Below are 17,383 nucleotides of genomic sequence, written 5' to 3' on the forward strand. Positions count from 1 at the left end.
TGCAGATTAGTCAACGTAGATCACTTCTAACGGTGGGAAACCATTGAATTCAATAGATGAGTACGAATTAGTATATGCACCAGTGGTCAACCAAAAGATTTTATCACCAATCTCCAGCTCTTGTGGTAGCTGATAGCCCGCTTCTTCATACATGATATCGGTCGAATCACATGTGGGACCTGCCAGTACTACCGTGCCTTCGCTGGTTGACGTTTCCATTTTAGGCGTATACACAGGATATTTGATGGCCTCTCCTAACGTCTCGATTAAGCCTTGAAATAAGCCCACATCGGTATAGACCCAACGTGTTAAATCTGTGTGTGACTTACGTGAAATAAGCACCACGTCGCTGACCAATACGCCCGATCCGCCAACCAATGAACGACCTGGCTCAAGGATAATCTCAGGCATGTCTTCTTCACTATAGTCGTCTGTCAAATAACGAGTAATCTCTTCAGCGTAGACTTTTATAGGGTTCACTTCACTGATATAGTTGGCTGGAAAGCCGCCACCCAAATTAATCATTTGTAGCTTAATATCTTCTTCGTTTTTCATCCAATCAAACATGTATTTGACCTTTGCTAGCGCATCATCCCAAGCGGCAACGTCTTTTTGCTGACTACCGACGTGGAATGAGATGCCATAAGGTACTAGACCCAAGTCACGAGCTTGAATCAAAAGCTCAATCGCCATATTAGGATGACAACCAAACTTACGAGACAATGGCCATTCAGCAGTCTCTGACCCTTGTACTAAGATACGCACAAAGATTTTTGAACCAGGGGCGTGCTTGGCAATATTTTTTAAATCAGCTTCTGAGTCGGTCGCATACAAGTCAATACCTTTTTCAAAGGCATATTTGACATGCTCCGCTTTTTTGATGGTATTGCCATAAGAGATACGCGATGGCTCAACGCCGCAGTCTAGTACGCGATCAAGCTCATAGATGGAGGCACAATCAAAGTTTGAACCAAGATCAGCAAGCAAGTTAATCACTTCAACAGCAGGACTGGCTTTCATTGCATAATGGATTTTTGCATTGGGAAAAAACCCAACCATTTCATGATATTTGGTTTTGATACGGCTAAGGTCCACGACCAAAAATGGCGTCTCGCGACCTTCAGCAGCTTGGGTGAATTTCTGCCAGCCGGCAGGGTCAAAATATTGGTCAATTTTGATCATGGTCATGGTAGTAAACCTTTAGTAGAGACAGTATGTGTTAAAGAGTAAATGCTCGCATCACGTCATTATCATCGCGCATCTCACAGGTGATAATATCTTATATTCATGCTGACTAAATGACGTAAAAATAGCTTAGGTGATGAGTAGACTAAGAATGGGTGGGCTGCGGCTGTTTATCCGCCGTTTGTTCGCCTTGTTTTTCGCGTATTTTAATAACTTTACGCACTTTATCGCGCGCACGAGTCTGCTTGAGACGTGATAAATAATCGACGAATATGACCCCATTTAAATGATCCATTTCATGTTGGATGCATACCGCGAGTAAGCCTTCTACTTCTTCATCGATCTTTTGACCATTCTCATCTAAGGCTTCAATGCGCACTTTGTTCGGGCGCTCAACACTGTCATAGACCTCAGGTACGGACAAACAACCTTCTTCATAGGGCTGTTTGTCTTCTACTAATGGTGTCACCTTTGGGTTGATAAAAACTCTAGGGCTATTTTTATCTTCAGACAGATCCATGACGATGAGCTGAATATGGCGATCCACTTGGCTCGCTGCCAAACCGATGCCTTGTGCATCATACATTGTCTCAATCATATCAGCGATTAAGGTTTTGATTTCAGCAGTCACTTCCTTAACAGGCTTAGCAATGGTACGCAGGCGTGGGTCTGGGTAATTTAAAATAGGGAGTAAAGCCATAATGCTCACCTCAGTGATAAGGATAAAATAGGGTTGATATTATAAGATAAATGGGGACAAAAGTAATGCTTATCAATACTTTCGAGCAATTATTGCTTTTTATCATCGTAAAAAATAAAAGTGGTCGCTTTTATTCTAGTCATAAAAAAGCCCTGCAATTCGCAAGGCTTTTCGATTTATATAAGCTAGATGGTATGTGGTCTCAATCGGGTAAATAGAGTCACTTTTGAATAAATAAAGTCACTTTGTACAACTAAAGCGTCTGACCAAAAATGAAAGATTATACGCCACGTTTGCTCATAATCATCTCATAGATAAACAAGAGGATGATCGCACCGATTACTGAGAAGATCAAACCAGTAAATCCGCCATCAGCATTGATACCGATAAGACTAGCCAAGAAGCCACCTACTAAAGCACCAACGATACCCAGTACAATCGTCATTATCCAGCCCATCGGGTCACTACCTGGCTTGATAGCTCGTGCCAATAAACCTGCAACCAGACCTACAATAATCATCCAAATAAAGCTCATATTATTCTCCTAATTTATTATCATTTATAATGGTTTGCTAATTTTGATAAGTCCATTGTAAGCACTGTATAGGCGCAAAGGTAAGCGCGAAATGTTACCAGTGTATGAGCTATGTGAGGAAAACCGTAGATTTGCTAATATGCAGGTAGGATAGGTAAATGAAAGGTTACAAAGGTAGTGAAGTCGAAAACGCCGTTTATATATTAAATGGTTTTTGAATACCGACGCTCCCTAATACTGATATTCCCTATAGTAATCAAAAAATTTGATCATAAAAAAACGTTGCTTATTTATGACAAGCAACGCTCTTGTTCAACACCAGATCTAGACCAGCTAAATCATTTGCTGCGTAGCTTTATTACGTAGCTTTGTTATGTAGTGCAGTTAGCAGGCGTTGATGAATACCTTCAAAACCCCCATTCGACATAATCACAATAGCGTCACCAGCTTTTGCATGCGTGTCGATATGCTCGATGATCGCATCGATACTAGAGAGCACCTGTTGGTTGCCCATGTTAGGATTTGCGATATTGGCATTTTCAATGACTTCTTTTAGACCCCATTCTAGTCCTGTCGGCTCATACCATAAGGTATGATCGGCGAGAGCTGCGGACTCAGCCAAGCTGTCTTGATGAACACCCATTTTCATGGTGTTACTACGTGGCTCAATAATGGCCCAAATGCGTCTGTCCGCCAGTTTCTTCTTTGCACCATCTAAGGTAGTAGTAATAGCCGTAGGGTGATGGGCAAAATCATCAAAGACTAAGATATCATTGACATCGCCAATCAACTCCATCCGACGTTTAATGCCAGCGAATGCTGATAACGCCGCGCAAGCGGTTTTAACACTGACGCCGATGTTATAAGCTGCTGCGATAGCAACCAAGGCATTATTTACATTGTGAATGCCGCTCATCGACCAATCGACGACTCCCGTGGCTTCTTTGTCAGCAGTATCCGCCACAAAACTGACCGCAAATTGACCACCATCTGCGCTGATAAGTTCAGCTTGCCAATCGCTACTATCTCTTAAATGCTCGTCTGTTGCATGGGTATTATGTGCCGCTGAGTCCAGTACTGCTGTCCGCCAAACGGGTGTCCAAACCCCTTTCGCTAACGTCTCCTCTAAGCTGGCAGTCGCTGTGGGCATAATGATTTTGCCAGTGCTTGGAATCATGCGAACCATATGATGGAATTGGGTTTGAATAGCATCAAGATCCTTAAAAATATCCGCATGGTCAAATTCAAGGTTATTTAAAATAGCCGTACGCGGACGGTAATGAACGAACTTTGAGCGCTTATCAAAAAACGCAGAATCGTATTCATCCGCTTCGATAACGAAATAGCCAGTATTTGTCGAATCGTCATTATCAATTTTGTCAGCACCCAAATAACTGCTGTGAGCGAAGACTTGTTGCAAATGCGCATCAGTGGTATCAACCAGTGGCACGCCGCCGATTAAAAACCCAGTATCGATACCGGCATAATGTAGTATCCAAGCGAGCATGGTCGTCGTTGTGGTTTTACCGTGAGTACCGGCAACGGCTATCACATGACGCGATTGCAATACTTGCTCAGATAAAAACTGCGGCCCTGAGGTATAGCGTAGACCTATGTCCAGCATATATTCGATGACATCCATACCGCGCTTCATGGCATTACCAACGACGACTAAATCTGGTGCTGGTTGTAAATGCTCTATCAGATAGCCTTGCTCAATGGTCACGCCCGCGTTTTCAAGTTGGGTAGACATCGGCGGATAAACGTTGGCATCTGAGCCCGTGACCGTATGTCCAAGCTCGCGTGCCAATAGAGCCAGTGAGCCCATAAAAGTACCACAAATACCAAGAATATGAATATGCATAGACGTTCCGTACGAGCTTAAATTAAAAGAATAAAAATGGAGTATTATCCCAAAAGTCACCGATATTAACCGTGGCTTATTCTAGGATACACTCAACCTAATGATCATCAGTCTTGGCGATAGTTAAAGTATTATAAATGGTTACGGCGTTAACCGCGCTTTATGTACCAAACGTACTATTTGCGCTCGGCTGCCTTACCCTTACTTTAAACTGCTTCGACCCTATATTCTGTCACAAAAACAGCATACGGTCGCCAAGTAGCAGCGTCGAAAACAAGCACTTATTGTAAAGTAAACACCGCATGATGACCAATAAAAAACGCCCAGTAAGTAGGCGTTGTTCAACAGATGGTTTGGCGTGTTTGGCATCATTAGATTTAAAGTATCTAATACTTTATGCCGCCGCTTGGTTATTTACGCGACAAAGTATAGTCGTTGTTAGGATTTTTATATTCATCCATTAAGACAAGATGATTGTCCTGAATATCATAGGCCTCAATGTTTTTTTCTTCATAGACAATCGTAATCGTATCATTGTCTTGACGATAAACACCAGACTCAATTAGGGGCAGACGAGGCATTTCAGGGTTGTTATAAATGCTGGTTTTGAGCACTGAACCATCAGCAAATAAATTCAATGTAATATCGGTGCTGTCGCAAGAATTGCAGGGTACCATGCCGCCATAGTCGCCCATTAACGTGGCTTGTAAAATACTATTATGCGACTTTGAGTATGTCAACGATTGATGTATATGTGCATCATTGCTCGATTGGGCAGCCGCAATCAGCGATTGTCCTTCTGCTACTGCCAGCTTACTACCAGCACTTAACAGATTGATTTCTTCCAAGTTCTCTGCGGCAACTTGTGAGCTGTTCTCTTCTACATAATCGATAGAGGCTATCTTAGTCGTCAATCCTTTATCTTGGTTAGACGAGGCACTATCACAGCCGATGAGCAGCACACAAAGGGGAAGCGCTAGCAAACAATGACCGCCACGTTTGAGGATGGTTAGCGTGCTAGAGCAAGTAGGCACAGAATATATCATGGTCACACCAAAAAACAATTTTTTAAATAGCCATTCGAAAGATTATCTATATTATCGGCAACTCAATACTGTTGTCAAAAAGGAAAGATAATAGGATGTATAGAATTATCAATGTCTCAAAAGTTGCCAGATGATACGCACTATTTGAGATTTGGCGGCGACAATAAGCTATCTGTAGCCTATCGCCAATCAGTCACGGATATTAAGCATCTTAGCCAATAAAAACGCAAATAAACTGTGTCAAGATATCAAAGGTTAAAGATATTTCTGTGGCCTTTTTGTTATGATTAGTCTAGCCACGATCTAAGCATAATTTTTTAACACTGATAGGTATGACGAATAAAAATTATCAAAGCTGCTTAATGGTATTTTTTAACAAACAGACGTTTATTAAAAAATATGCCTGTCCTTTTAGATAAAGGGTATAGCAAAAGACGACGTAAATGATAATTCGCTATTAAGCCAGATGGCTAGGGGTAGTAGGTCGTAAAATGCGCCATAATATTAATCCGTGTACCACCAATAGTAGACTAAATAGAATCAAAGATTGTTCAGGAATGCTCAGTCCCATAAATGTCCAATCAACAGAAGCACATTCGCCAGAACCTGCAAAAACCTCTTTAAATACTTGTAAAATCGGTAGCGTATCTAACCAATAATCCAACCCTGGACCACAAGAAGGTACTTGGTCGGCAGGTAGATGCTGTAGCCAAACATGACGTCCGGCCACTGCAGTCGCCCATCCGATACCCGCTAAGCTACCAAGCCACAATACCAATCTAACCGCTTTAGATTTAGGGTTGAATAACGCCGCTATCAAAGCAAAACTGCCCATTATTATGAGACCAATACGCTGAAAAATACACAGTGGGCAAGGCGAAAAACCCATATAGCGCTGTAAAAAAAACAGCGCAAAACTCATACCTATTACGGCTATTATCACCAAAAATATTTGCAAATTGCGGTAAGTGGTCAGCTTTAGCATCGGGCGGTTACTCTTATAAAATAGTCATTTATACACTAAGTGGCGGAAAGAACTTAGTGGGCAAAATTTAGCGATATTGCTGTAAAAATTCCATAAAGTCTTCAGTTTCGGCTTTTTCAATCTCAGCTTGCTGTAATATCGATTTTTCTGCCAATACTTCGTATTTGGCTTGGGTGTTCGGACTAAGCGTCTGCTGTAATAAAGACTCTCGATGCTGCTGTGCCAAGGTAAAGCCAAGCTGCCATAAGCTGCCTAAACGTTGACTATCAGAGTTGACTTGTGCTGAAATAGTCGATTCAGAATGTCCTGCTTTGCCTTGCATTAAAGCGACTGCTGCACGGTAGTCGTTGCCACCATAATGAGCATCAAGCAGCGCTGCCAATGGCTGCATACGCTCTAAATGCATCAGCATCCAGCTCTCAAGCAGTTGCTCTTCGCCGTTGTTTATAATGTGTAAGCCTTCGCGGCGACCTTCGTTTACCACACGCTCAAGATTGATGGCTAGGGCTTCTTCTTCCTCAGGTAGCAGATCAGGTGAGTCGCTCAGCAAACAGTACAGCGCCATGACCTCTAGGAAACAAGCGCTAGATAGACGAATACCGACATCGCTATAAGGGTCTAGATCGATGGCACGGAACTCAACATAAGCAATACCGCGACGCTCCAGTGCTTCTGTCGGTGTCTCACCGCTCATCGCGATTTGTTTTGGGCGGATAGGGCTATAGTATTCATTTTCTATTTGTAAAATATGATTATTGATTTGGATAGGATTGCCGTCGGCATCATCTAAGCCAAGCTTTGCAAAGCTTTCGTGCGGTGTCTGAATCGCACGGCGCAGCCCATCGACATACTCTGGCAGATAGTTATAACGAATATCGAGCTGTTCTTGCACACTATTGGTATAGCCAAGCTTGCCCATACGTAGACTGGTGGCGGCAGGCTTATAATAGGTTGAGTCGTTTAGCAGTTCTAAATCATGCTCACGCCCTGCAACAAAACAAGGGCATACACTTGGACTGGCACCCAATAAATACAACACAAGGCTGGTCAAGCGCTTAAAGTTACGGATAAGCCCTAAGTACTTTTCATTTTTGAATTCTGTCAGCGTCTGCTCTTGTGCCGTTGCGGCTTGCGCTTGCCACGTTTCAAAGAGCGTATCACCAAAAGATAAATTGTAATGTAACCCTGCAATCGTTTGCATGCGACGACCATAACGGATACCAAGCCCGCTACGGTATAGCGTCTTGAGCTTGCCCGTATTAGAGCTACCATAATCAGCCAGTGGGATGTCTTCGTCATTCGATGACAGCATACAAGGCATAGACAGTGGCCACATCAGCTCACCTTCAGGCATGGCTTGATAGACCAATACATGCAACTGACGCAGCATGTTTAGCGTCTCTTTTGGTGAGGTTTTAGGGTCGGTAATTAGCTCAAGTAGGCTTTCTGAATAATCAGTCGTGATAAACGGATGGGTGAGCTTTGAGCCAAGTTTGGCTGGATGCGGCGTCTGAGCCAAGTAACCATCAGGCCTCACGCGCAGACCTTCTTTTTCGATACCGCGTAACATACCCGTTAAATGCTTGCTGTCAAACCAATTAGGAATGTCAAAGTTCACAAAGCTACTCGCAAAATTACTCATAATAGTCATCTATTGTTATTTATTATGGCGGATCAAAACACGGTTGGCGTTTGACCATAAAAAAGGTAAATATTGGATTAAGAATGCCGTCAGTTTAGCTCAAAGCTGCCCTGAAAACCACGGACAATTACAAATACAATAAGCTTTACAGGCACCCATTTGTCTTGATTTAAATAGGTATTTCAATCAAAAATTTTATGAACAGCACGCTACTATTTTCTAGCAAGCGAATAAAACAAGAAGCATCTACCTACGAGATAAATGCTTCAAAAGTGCGACGTTAAGCTGTTTGTTATAGCGTTGACTAACGACAAGGGCATCTTTATCAAAAGTCATGCGACTCGCTAACCTAAATAGAGAAGGATGAGCCACAGCCACATGTGGTGGTGGCATTTGGGTTGGTGACGATAAAGCGTGCGCCCTCTAGCCCCTCAGTATAGTCAACAGTAGAGCCTTGCAAGTACTGATAGCTCAGTGAATCGACGACTAATGTGACGTCACCATTATCAAAATTGGCATCGTCTTCATTTAGATCGTTGGCAAAGTTAAATCCATAAGAGAAACCTGAACAGCCGCCACCCGTCACATAGACGCGTAGCATCAGGTCGCTATCACCTTCTTCTTCGCGCAGACGTCGTACCTTTTGTGCGGCACTGTCGGTTAGGCTTAAAACAGTTGGGTCTACTGGCTGACTTGAGCTTGGGCTAAATTGGTTGGCTGATTCGTTCATATCTACCTCAGTTGCTAGGATCAAATGCGGTCGTCCAGTTAGGGTTTGCAATGAAATGGTTGCAAATAAAGATACGCACGGCGTTTGATTCAATTGGGTGCTGTTATTATGGCGATGCTATTGGTGTGATTAATCATGATACAGGTGACACATTATAAATATGATATCTGTGCCATTACAACGATTTGATTGATGGCTGGCACTTATCTCATCGCAGTATATCATAATGGGGGTGCTGATTCGTTTGTCAAGAGTGACACTACTGGCTGAAGGTGGCTGATTGATACTAGCGGTGATTATCCCCATAAACTCATGCTAAGAGAAAGACTTTTTGTGCTAATAAATACTTAGTTTTGAAATAGTTATTTAATCGTTTGCCTATGGGGCAAGCGTTTGAAATAATAGCCGCCAGTTAACATGCCAGATGTGTGTTTTTTATTGCCTTATATTTTATATTACTGTTGAGTTGAAGAGATTATATGATCGAATTTAAAGACGTTGGTGTTCGCCGTGATGGTCGTGAGTTGTTTGCAGGGGCAAGCTTCCAGCTACATCCGGGCCACAAAGTTGGCTTGACGGGCAACAACGGCACCGGCAAATCTACCTTATTTGCCTTATTGTTGACGCGCATGGGCAAGGGAGATACCGAGGTCACGCTTGATAGAGGTGAAGTCAGTATTCCTGATAGCTGGCATGTGGCGCATATGGCACAGGAAGTCGGCGCTACTACGCAGTCTGCGATTGATTATGTCTTGAGTGGTGATGAGCAGTGGTATGAGATTAATGCTTCTTTGAATGATTTGAGTAGCGTTAGTGATGAGCAGATTGGGGTCTTGCATCAGCAGTTCGATGAAATTGATGGGTATCGCACACCCACTAAAGCAGCACAAATTATGGCAGGTCTTGGTTTTAATACTAGCCAGCATGAATTGCCCGTAGAAGGGTTTTCGGGTGGCTGGCGCATGCGTTTGAATCTTGCCAAAACCTTGATGAGCCGCGCTGATCTGATGCTACTCGATGAGCCGACCAACCATTTGGACTTGGATGCTATTTTGTGGCTTGAGACTTGGATCAATGCCTATACCGGTCTGGTCATCGTAATCTCGCATGACCAAGCATTTTTGGATGCCACGGTCGGTCATATCTTGCATGTCGAACAACAAAAAATCACCCTTTATACGGGTAACTATCAGCAGTTTATCCGCACACGTCACGAGCGGATGGCACAGCAGCAGCAAGCTTTTGAAAAGCAAGAAGCAACTAAGGCGCATTTAGATGACTTCATTCGTCGTTTCCGTGCCAAAGCCAGTAAGGCTAAGCAAGCACAGAGCCGTATCAAGCAGCTTGAGCGCATGGCGGAACTGTCACCGATGATGGCGGATAATCCGTTCTCGTTCCAGTTCTATGAGCCAGCAAATATGAGCTCACCTCTGATTGAGCTGACCAACGCAGATATTGGTTATAGCACCACGCCACTTTTGCACAATGCCAACGTGCAAGTGACGCCGGACACACGTATTGGCTTGCTGGGTATGAATGGCGCAGGTAAATCAACATTGATTAAGGCATTGGTCGGCGAGCTTGGCGTATTAACAGGGACGTATCGTGTTTCGGATACTCTAAAACTAGGCTACTTTAACCAGCATCAAATGGATATCTTGGATGCCAAAGCAACTCCTATAGAGATGTTGCGTCGTCTAGCTGGCAAAACCTCTGATGCGATGCTACGTTCGTTTTTGGGCAGCTTTGACTTTCGCGGTGAGCGTATTGATACGCCAAGTGAGCTATTCTCAGGTGGCGAGCGTGCGCGTCTGACCTTGGCATTGATCGTCTGGCAACGTCCCAACGTCCTTGTATTGGATGAGCCAACCAACCATTTAGACTTACAAATGCGTCAAGCGTTGACCATTGCCTTGCAAGGCTTCCAAGGAGCAGTGGTACTGGTCTCGCATGATCGTGAGTTGATTGCCAACGTCTGTGATGAGCTGTTTTTGGTCCATGATGGCAAAATCGATGAGTTCGATGGTGATATCAGCGACTACGGTAAGTGGCTGGCAGAAAAGCGTAAACAAGAAAACTCGCAAGATAAAAATACCAGTAAGAAAAAGAACAAAAAAGCCAATAAGAAGTTCGTTTCACGTGAAACAGCTGATTCAGCATCTAACGATCAGTTAGCTGCCAACAACGCCCCATCAAAGAAGGAAGCCACTCAGCCTACGCTTAGTAAAGATGCGCAGCGTAAATTGGCTGCTGAACAACGCAAACTCACCGCACCTGTTCGCCGTGAGATAGAAGAGACAGAAAAGACATTGGCTAAAATTGATAAGCAGCTTGTGACGCTTGAAGAAAAGTTGGCTGATACGGCTCTATACGAAGAAAGTCGCAAGTCTGACTTGCTAGTATTACTCAATGAGCAAACGGCATTACAGCAGCAGCATAGTGATAATGAAGAAAAATTATTGCTTTTGATGACGACATTAGAGGAAATGGAAGCGGGTTTTGAGTAGACGGCTGTCAGTTATAAATAGCCGCTTTTGAGTATTTTTTAAGCTATTTTTATTTGATAAAGACAGTCACAAAAAAGGGAGAGCGCTGGCTCTCCCTTTTTTATTACGTTATTCCTTACGGTATTTACCATCACCATAAGACAAAATTTCCATTGTGGTCGTACATAACTGACAGTTTATTTGACCAGCAGCGGCTTTCGATAAATCCAAAATACGGCCCCGAATGAAAGGGCCTCTATCGGTAATTTTTACGATTACACTCTGCTTTGTCTTCTTGTTGGTCACTTGTACCTTCGTACCAAACGGCAACGTGCGATGTGCAGCGGTCAAAGAGTTCATGTTGAAGATACTACCACTAGCGGTGCGTTTACCGTGGAATTGACTACCGTAATAACTGGTGTTTCCAGCAAAAACGGTGGTACTCAGCAGTAGTGATAATGTGATAACCAAAGACTTGATTAAATAAGACATTTAATACCTTTAAGCAATTTATAAAATAGACAGATACACTTGCCTATGTTATTCATACTCCCTATGAGTATAAATAATATATTCATATTACAACACATACTTTGTCATATTCTTACGGTTCTGTAAAAGAACTGCCGAGGTCAAAATGCTCATTTATGGGTGCTAGCCGTTGAATACCAATGATCTATATGTAATTGTTTTAAATAACAATTTACATTGTTAATAGTGTTTTTGGCTTGTATCTCTATTCTTGCATTAGGTCGAGTGCTAAATTGACACAATGTCAGTAGTTATCAACGAAAAATCATGCCAGAATCATAGAGAAATATGCCAATGCAGTGACAAAGGCGAATCATAATGTATTAAGTGCTTCAAACAACCTAAACACTGCTGTTGTTCGGCACTATTACTGGTAATATTTATATAACGGTATTGAATTTTTATATTACTATCATTATTAGATAGACTATCGTTACCACCTGTTATGTCGCAGTCGAATAAACTTCCATACCATATCGTTTAAAATGGGCATACCAGTATCATTAACATGCTTTTATTTTGAGGACAAAAACATGGCAGAGAAAAATTACTATGACATTTTAGGGGTCAAAAAAGACGCCTCAGCTGCAGATATTAAGAAAAGATACCGTAAGCTTGTCCGTCAATATCACCCTGATGTGAGCGACGATCCAGACGCAGACAGTAAGATTGCTGAGATTAATAATGCTTATGAAACCATTAGAGATGAAGAAAAGCGTGCCGAATATGACGCTATGCTAGACAACCCTTTTGCTGGTCAAGGTGGCGGTTTTAGCGGTCAATCTGCAAGTGGTGGGCAAGGCGGCTATCGCTGGGAAGATATCAAAGATCAGTTTGGTGATGGCGAAGCTTATGGCGATGGTGGCTTCCGCTTCGATGATATCTTTTCGGCATTTGGTCGCGGTGCACGTGGTTCAGCGAGTGGACAATCGCAGCGTGGAGGTTTTGGGTCGCAAGATAGCAAAGGTCAAGATCAGCACGCAGAGATTACGGTTGATTTGGCATCAGTTTATAACGGTGACGACTACAGCATTAAGTTGAATGTCCCTATTCGTCAACCGAATGGCAGTGTCGAGTATGACAACAAAACGCTGAAAATTAAAATCCCTAAAGGCATCACTGATGGCAAGCAAATTCGCCTAGCAGGGCAAGGTGCGGCTGGTATTGGTGGCGGTAAAAATGGCGATTTATTTTTAAAAGTAAAAATCCGTCACGCCGACAATATCCGTATCGAAGGTGCTGATGTTTATCAAACCGTTAATATAGCGCCATGGGAAGCGGCGTTGGGTGAAAAAATTAACGTCAGTACGCCAGCAGGTACGCTTGCTGTGACTGTGCCTAAGAACAGCAAATCTGGCAGCAATTTACGTCTAAAAGGTAAAGGTATTCCTGCTAAGAAAGCGGGTGATTTGTATCTAACTTTAAACATCGTGAACCCTGATATCAGCACTGAGGCCGCGACCCAAGCTTATGAGCAACTAAAACAAGCCTTTGCCGATATCAATATTAGTCGTTAATGGCTACCAAAAATCACTCAAATTGAAACATTGTAATAGAGATGAATACCATACGATAACGATGAAATAAAGAGCAAACGAGGATAATAGCTATGAAACACTCGCCTGAATTTACCGACATTATCATGAGCTTGGATGAGCTGGTATCTGCTTGTGGCCAAGAGCGCCAATGGGTCATCGAATTGATTGAAGAGGACATCATCAAATATGATGTGCCAGAACGTGAGCAGTTCACTGGTTATCAGCTGACGACGGTGCGCCGTGCCTCACGACTTAGCCGCGACTTTGAAGCCAGTGTTCCTGCGATCGGCTTGATACTTGATCTATTGGATGAGCTCGAACAATTACGTCAATTTAAACGCCAATTAGATATGCAGACACCAGTGATTGAAATTGACATCAATCATTTAAAATAATCCATTACCTTTTATTCAGTACATAAAAAATCAGCACATAAAAAAAGGGTCTCTAAAATGAGGCCCTTTTTTTTGCAAATAATATGTTTAGCATTTAACGTGCATATTTAGGATCAGCTGCCGCGGTAAATAGTACATCAGTTGAAGAGTTCAGCGCCGTTTCTGCCGAATCCTGTATCACTCCAATGATAAAGCCAATTGCAACCACTTGCATGGCGATATCGTTTGGAATGCTAAATAAGCTCGCTGCCAATGGAATTAGCAATAATGAACCACCAGCGACACCAGAGGCACCGCACGCACTAATGGTTGCAACCAAACTGAGTAGCAGTGCTGAGGCAAAAGTCACTTCGATACCGAGTGTATGCGCTGCTGCAAGCGTTAAGACGTTAATCGTAATCGCCGCGCCTGCCATATTAATGGTCGCACCCAGTGGAATCGTCACCGAATAAGTATCTTCGTGTAGCCCTAGTTTGCGGGCAAGGTTCATATTGACGGGAATGTTGGCAGCCGAACTACGCGTAAAGAATGCGGTAATCCCTGACTCACGCAAGCATTTGAATACTAGCGGATAAGGGTTTTTGCCCGTTTTGATCAGTACAATAATAGGGTTAGCGACCAAGGCGATAAATAGCATACAACCGACCAGTACCATCAAGATACGCGCATAACCTGCTAAAGAGGCAAAACCTGTCTCAGCGACAGTATTGGCGACTAAACCCAAGATACCAAAAGGTGCTAAAGCGATGACCCATTTAACCACTTGTGAAATAGCATCAGAAAAATCACCTACCACGGTACGAGCGGTATCGCTGGCTTGACGCAAAGCAAAACCAATGATGATTGCCCATGCTAAGATACCAATATAGTTGGCTTCAGCGATGGCATTGACAGGATTGGCAACCAAATTCATCAGCAGATTGGTCAATACTTCTTTGAGATTTGCTGGGGGTACTTGCTCAATGGTGGCGTTGACCAATACCAGTTCTGTCGGGAATAAAAAGCTCGCGCCAACAGCCGTTAGTGCGGCTAAAAAAGTGCCAAACATATACATGATAAGCACAGGCTTGACGTAAACTTCATTGCCACTACGGTGTTGGCTAATCGCTGCCATGACCAAAACAAAGACCAATATCGGTGCGACGGCCTTTAGGGCACCGACAAATAGCGTTCCTAATAATCCTAATGCAATACCGATGTTTGGTGCCAGCCAACCAATCAAAACCCCCAATATTAAACCGATAATAATGAGCGGCACCAGCCCTATACGCTGGTACATCGCAATCAATGAACGCATCTATACACCCTCAATTTTGTCAATAAATAAGATATTTATAATAAAAACAGAAAACTAATCGAAGGATGGTAGCATTTTTTAAGGTAAGCGCCTACCTTTAACCCATACCTGCCTAAGCGGATAGGGCTAAAAAACAGGCGTGGTATAAGAACGGCGGGCGTATTTTTCAGCGTGAAAAATAGCGAGGTTTTATAGGTTAGACTTTAAAATGCGTCAACTCATGGCCTAGTTGTTTATAGATTTTGTACTTATGGCGACCTTCTTTTACGCTGTTCTGATCCGGTTTTATGAGCTCAAGAATGCGAGTAGGTTGGGCATTGCTCGTCGCTGCCATAAAGTCATTAACGGGACGTATCGTGGTGTTGAGTACGATCCCTTTAAAATCGGCTGGCATATAGCTGCCAAGAAGGACAGGGGCAAATGGTTTATTATTAATATGAGAGCCAATAGTCTTGCTAGCATCGTCAGTGTCATCAATATTAGAACCCAAGAGGCGTTGATGCGGTATAAAGCTGACCGCCTCTTGTGCCCATAAAGCCTCATCAAGCGTCGACAGCAATTCATCGTCTTTTTCGATAAGAATCAATAACGACTGGCTGCTTTTATTGAGCGCCGTTTGGGTCAACTGACAAATAAAGCCCAAGAAATCTTGGGCTTTACTTTCACTTAATACATAAAAGCTAACGTTCATAGATTGGTTTTCATACCTTGGTTTTTCATGAGTTCATTAAGCCATGTTTGAGCTGTTTTTTAGATATTGCATAAACAGCGGCACAGGGCGACCAGTTGCGGCTTTATCTTTACCTGAGTTCCATGCTGTGCCAGCGATGTCTAAATGCGCCCATGCTTGACCTTCTTCTACGAAGCGCGATAAGAAGCAGGCAGCAGTCACTGCACCCGCGCCTTTACCACCGATGTTTTGCATATCAGCGATAGGCGAGTCAAGCTGCGCCTGATACTCATCATCCATTGGCATGTGCCACACGAGGTCGCCAGATAAGTTACTGGCATTTTCTAAAGCAAACAAGACGTCTTCATCATTACTGAACACGGCTGAGCGTACATGACCTAAAGCAACGACACAAGCACCAGTCAATGTGGCAACATCGATAATCGCTTTTGGATGATAGCGCTGCACGTAGCATAAGGTATCTGCCAATACCAAACGGCCTTCCGCATCGGTGTTTAAAATCTCAACCGATTTGCCGTTCATGGCTTTCACGATATCACCTGGGCGAGTGGCATCACCCGATGGCATGTTTTCCGCGCAAGCGAGAGCACCAACGACGTTGATCGGTAGGCGTGCTTCACATAAGGCTTTAATCGTGCCCAATACTGACGCTGAACCACCCATATCAAATTTCATCTCATCCATTGCCGCACCGGGCTTGATTGAGATACCGCCTGAATCAAAGGTGACGCCTTTACCGACTAAGACGATAGGCGCATCATCATTTGCAACTTGAACATCGTCATTATTATCTTGTTCCGCGTTTTTAGCAGCTTTTTTGTGAGCAGCTTTGGTCGGTAGTTTATCCGCCAATGCTTTTAGTCCACCCGCTACTTTTGCGCTGCTAGTCGTAGATTTACCAGTGTTGGCGCTGAAGTTAGACTTACCGCGATACTCCATAAGTACCAGCTTACCTTCTTTGGTAGAGCCTTGCGCGACAGCTAAGAAGCAACCCATACCTAGCGCTGACATCTCATCTTCACCTAGTACCGTGACTTTTAATAAGTCAGGATAGGTTTTGGCCAATTCTTGTGCTTGTTCTGCCATATAAGCTGGGAAGCAAATGTTGCCCGGCTCATTAGCCACATCACGGGTCAAGCTTTGACCGGCGAAGACCGCTTCGGCAAATGTTAATGAAGCTTTTAATGACTCGTCAGCAAGTAAATAAATATCGCTTAGGACTGGTGTGGCTTGCTCTGACTTATATTTATCAAAACGGTAAGTTGCTGCCAATAAGTTCAAGGCAAACTGACCAAACTGATTTTCTTCTAAAGCATCGCCCAGCGCAACAGTGATAGAATCGACGCGTTTTTGCGTACTTTGATAAATGGTATTGGCAATTTTTTGCAATACACTATGGCTCAGCTTCTCAAGGTTACCAACACCGACCAATAATAGCTGTACCGGATTTTCTTTAGTGGTCTTTTTATCACCAGCTAAGGCATAATCAGCCACGGTTTCACAGGCTTTGCCGTTAAAGTGGGATACTTCGATCAATTGTTCAATGCGAGTTTGATAATCGCTCAATACTGACTCAGCTAAGATATTTTTCTTATCATCGATTAAGACGACGAGGCAGGCCGCGTCTTTACTTTTGGCTTCTTTTTTGAGAATTTTTTGCGTGTGAGTCTTTGGTAATGTTTGGGTTAATTTAATATTCATATATTTATCCTTATTAGAGTTATGACGTTAGCGCTATGAAAATGGCAGAATCTTTTT

The 17,383-nt window shown here is 43.2% G+C and carries 15 protein-coding genes; 3 read left to right on the forward strand and 12 right to left on the reverse strand.

Features of this window, described 5'->3' with window-relative positions; translation table 11 throughout:
• Positions 1–6: 6 nt before the first annotated feature.
• The 8 genes from JMX93_RS10120 to erpA all read right to left on the reverse strand — a co-directional run bounded on the left by JMX93_RS10120 (position 7) and on the right by erpA (position 8,687).
• Complete coding sequence (locus tag JMX93_RS10120) at positions 7–1,182, reverse strand: type III PLP-dependent enzyme (protein WP_193012654.1); 1,176 nt, start codon at positions 1,180–1,182, stop codon at positions 7–9.
• 148 nt (positions 1,183–1,330) lie between these two features.
• On the reverse strand, positions 1,331–1,885 hold the full coding sequence (gene def / locus JMX93_RS10125) for a peptide deformylase (protein ID WP_193012580.1): 555 nt from the start codon (positions 1,883–1,885) through the stop codon (positions 1,331–1,333).
• 280 nt (positions 1,886–2,165) lie between these two features.
• Positions 2,166–2,420 carry a GlsB/YeaQ/YmgE family stress response membrane protein gene (locus tag JMX93_RS10130; RefSeq protein WP_198332712.1) on the reverse strand — a complete coding sequence of 85 codons (255 nt, stop codon included), beginning with the start codon at positions 2,418–2,420 and terminating at the stop codon, positions 2,166–2,168.
• 358 nt (positions 2,421–2,778) lie between these two features.
• Positions 2,779–4,284 (reverse strand): UDP-N-acetylmuramate:L-alanyl-gamma-D-glutamyl-meso-diaminopimelate ligase, encoded by a 1,506-nt coding sequence (mpl, locus tag JMX93_RS10135; RefSeq protein ID WP_499204627.1) that lies wholly within the window; start codon positions 4,282–4,284, stop codon positions 2,779–2,781.
• Between the two features lie 410 nt (positions 4,285–4,694).
• On the reverse strand, positions 4,695–5,330 hold the full coding sequence (locus JMX93_RS10140; protein ID WP_499204628.1) for a copper resistance protein NlpE N-terminal domain-containing protein: 636 nt from the start codon (positions 5,328–5,330) through the stop codon (positions 4,695–4,697).
• 457 nt (positions 5,331–5,787) lie between these two features.
• Positions 5,788–6,315 carry a disulfide bond formation protein B gene (locus JMX93_RS10145; protein ID WP_193012584.1) on the reverse strand — a complete coding sequence of 176 codons (528 nt, stop codon included), beginning with the start codon at positions 6,313–6,315 and terminating at the stop codon, positions 5,788–5,790.
• Between the two features lie 67 nt (positions 6,316–6,382).
• Positions 6,383–7,957: a glutamate--cysteine ligase gene (gene gshA / locus JMX93_RS10150; RefSeq protein WP_499204629.1), complete on the reverse strand. Its 1,575-nt coding sequence runs from the start codon at positions 7,955–7,957 to the stop codon at positions 6,383–6,385.
• 349 nt (positions 7,958–8,306) lie between these two features.
• Positions 8,307–8,687 (reverse strand): iron-sulfur cluster insertion protein ErpA, encoded by a 381-nt coding sequence (gene erpA / locus JMX93_RS10155; protein ID WP_193012586.1) that lies wholly within the window; start codon positions 8,685–8,687, stop codon positions 8,307–8,309.
• Between the two features lie 479 nt (positions 8,688–9,166).
• Here erpA and JMX93_RS10160 point away from each other — a divergent pair, with 479 nt between their 5' ends.
• Positions 9,167–11,194: an ABC-F family ATP-binding cassette domain-containing protein gene (locus tag JMX93_RS10160; RefSeq protein ID WP_499204630.1), complete on the forward strand. Its 2,028-nt coding sequence runs from the start codon at positions 9,167–9,169 to the stop codon at positions 11,192–11,194.
• Between the two features lie 108 nt (positions 11,195–11,302).
• Here the strand turns inward: JMX93_RS10160 and JMX93_RS10165 are convergent, their stop codons facing one another.
• On the reverse strand, positions 11,303–11,665 hold the full coding sequence (locus JMX93_RS10165) for a septal ring lytic transglycosylase RlpA family protein (RefSeq protein WP_045442968.1): 363 nt from the start codon (positions 11,663–11,665) through the stop codon (positions 11,303–11,305).
• Between the two features lie 572 nt (positions 11,666–12,237).
• Between JMX93_RS10165 and JMX93_RS10170 the strand changes: the two genes are divergently transcribed.
• Both JMX93_RS10170 and JMX93_RS10175 read left to right on the forward strand, forming a co-directional pair.
• Positions 12,238–13,221, forward strand: coding sequence for a DnaJ C-terminal domain-containing protein (locus tag JMX93_RS10170; RefSeq protein WP_193012588.1), 984 nt, complete (start codon positions 12,238–12,240; stop codon positions 13,219–13,221).
• Positions 13,222–13,313: 92 nt separating this feature from the next.
• Entirely contained in the window at positions 13,314–13,637 is a 324-nt protein-coding gene (locus JMX93_RS10175) for a chaperone modulator CbpM (protein ID WP_193012589.1), read from the forward strand.
• A gap of 94 nt (positions 13,638–13,731) precedes the next feature.
• On the opposite strand, the gene sstT is transcribed toward JMX93_RS10175, so the two are convergent.
• The 3 genes from sstT to JMX93_RS10190 form a co-directional block, all read right to left on the reverse strand.
• Entirely contained in the window at positions 13,732–14,934 is a 1,203-nt protein-coding gene (gene sstT / locus JMX93_RS10180) for a serine/threonine transporter SstT (RefSeq protein WP_193012590.1), read from the reverse strand.
• Positions 14,935–15,130: 196 nt separating this feature from the next.
• A complete protein-coding gene (locus tag JMX93_RS10185) occupies positions 15,131–15,625 on the reverse strand; it encodes a DNA polymerase III subunit chi (RefSeq protein WP_499204631.1) in 495 nt (164 codons plus the stop codon).
• 36 nt (positions 15,626–15,661) lie between these two features.
• Positions 15,662–17,326, reverse strand: coding sequence for a leucyl aminopeptidase (locus JMX93_RS10190; RefSeq protein WP_198332720.1), 1,665 nt, complete (start codon positions 17,324–17,326; stop codon positions 15,662–15,664).
• Between the last annotated feature and the right edge of the window lie 57 nt (positions 17,327–17,383).

The sequence above is a fragment of the Psychrobacter muriicola 2pS genome (genome assembly GCF_904846535.1).
Lineage (GTDB): Bacteria > Pseudomonadota > Gammaproteobacteria > Pseudomonadales > Moraxellaceae > Psychrobacter > Psychrobacter aquimaris.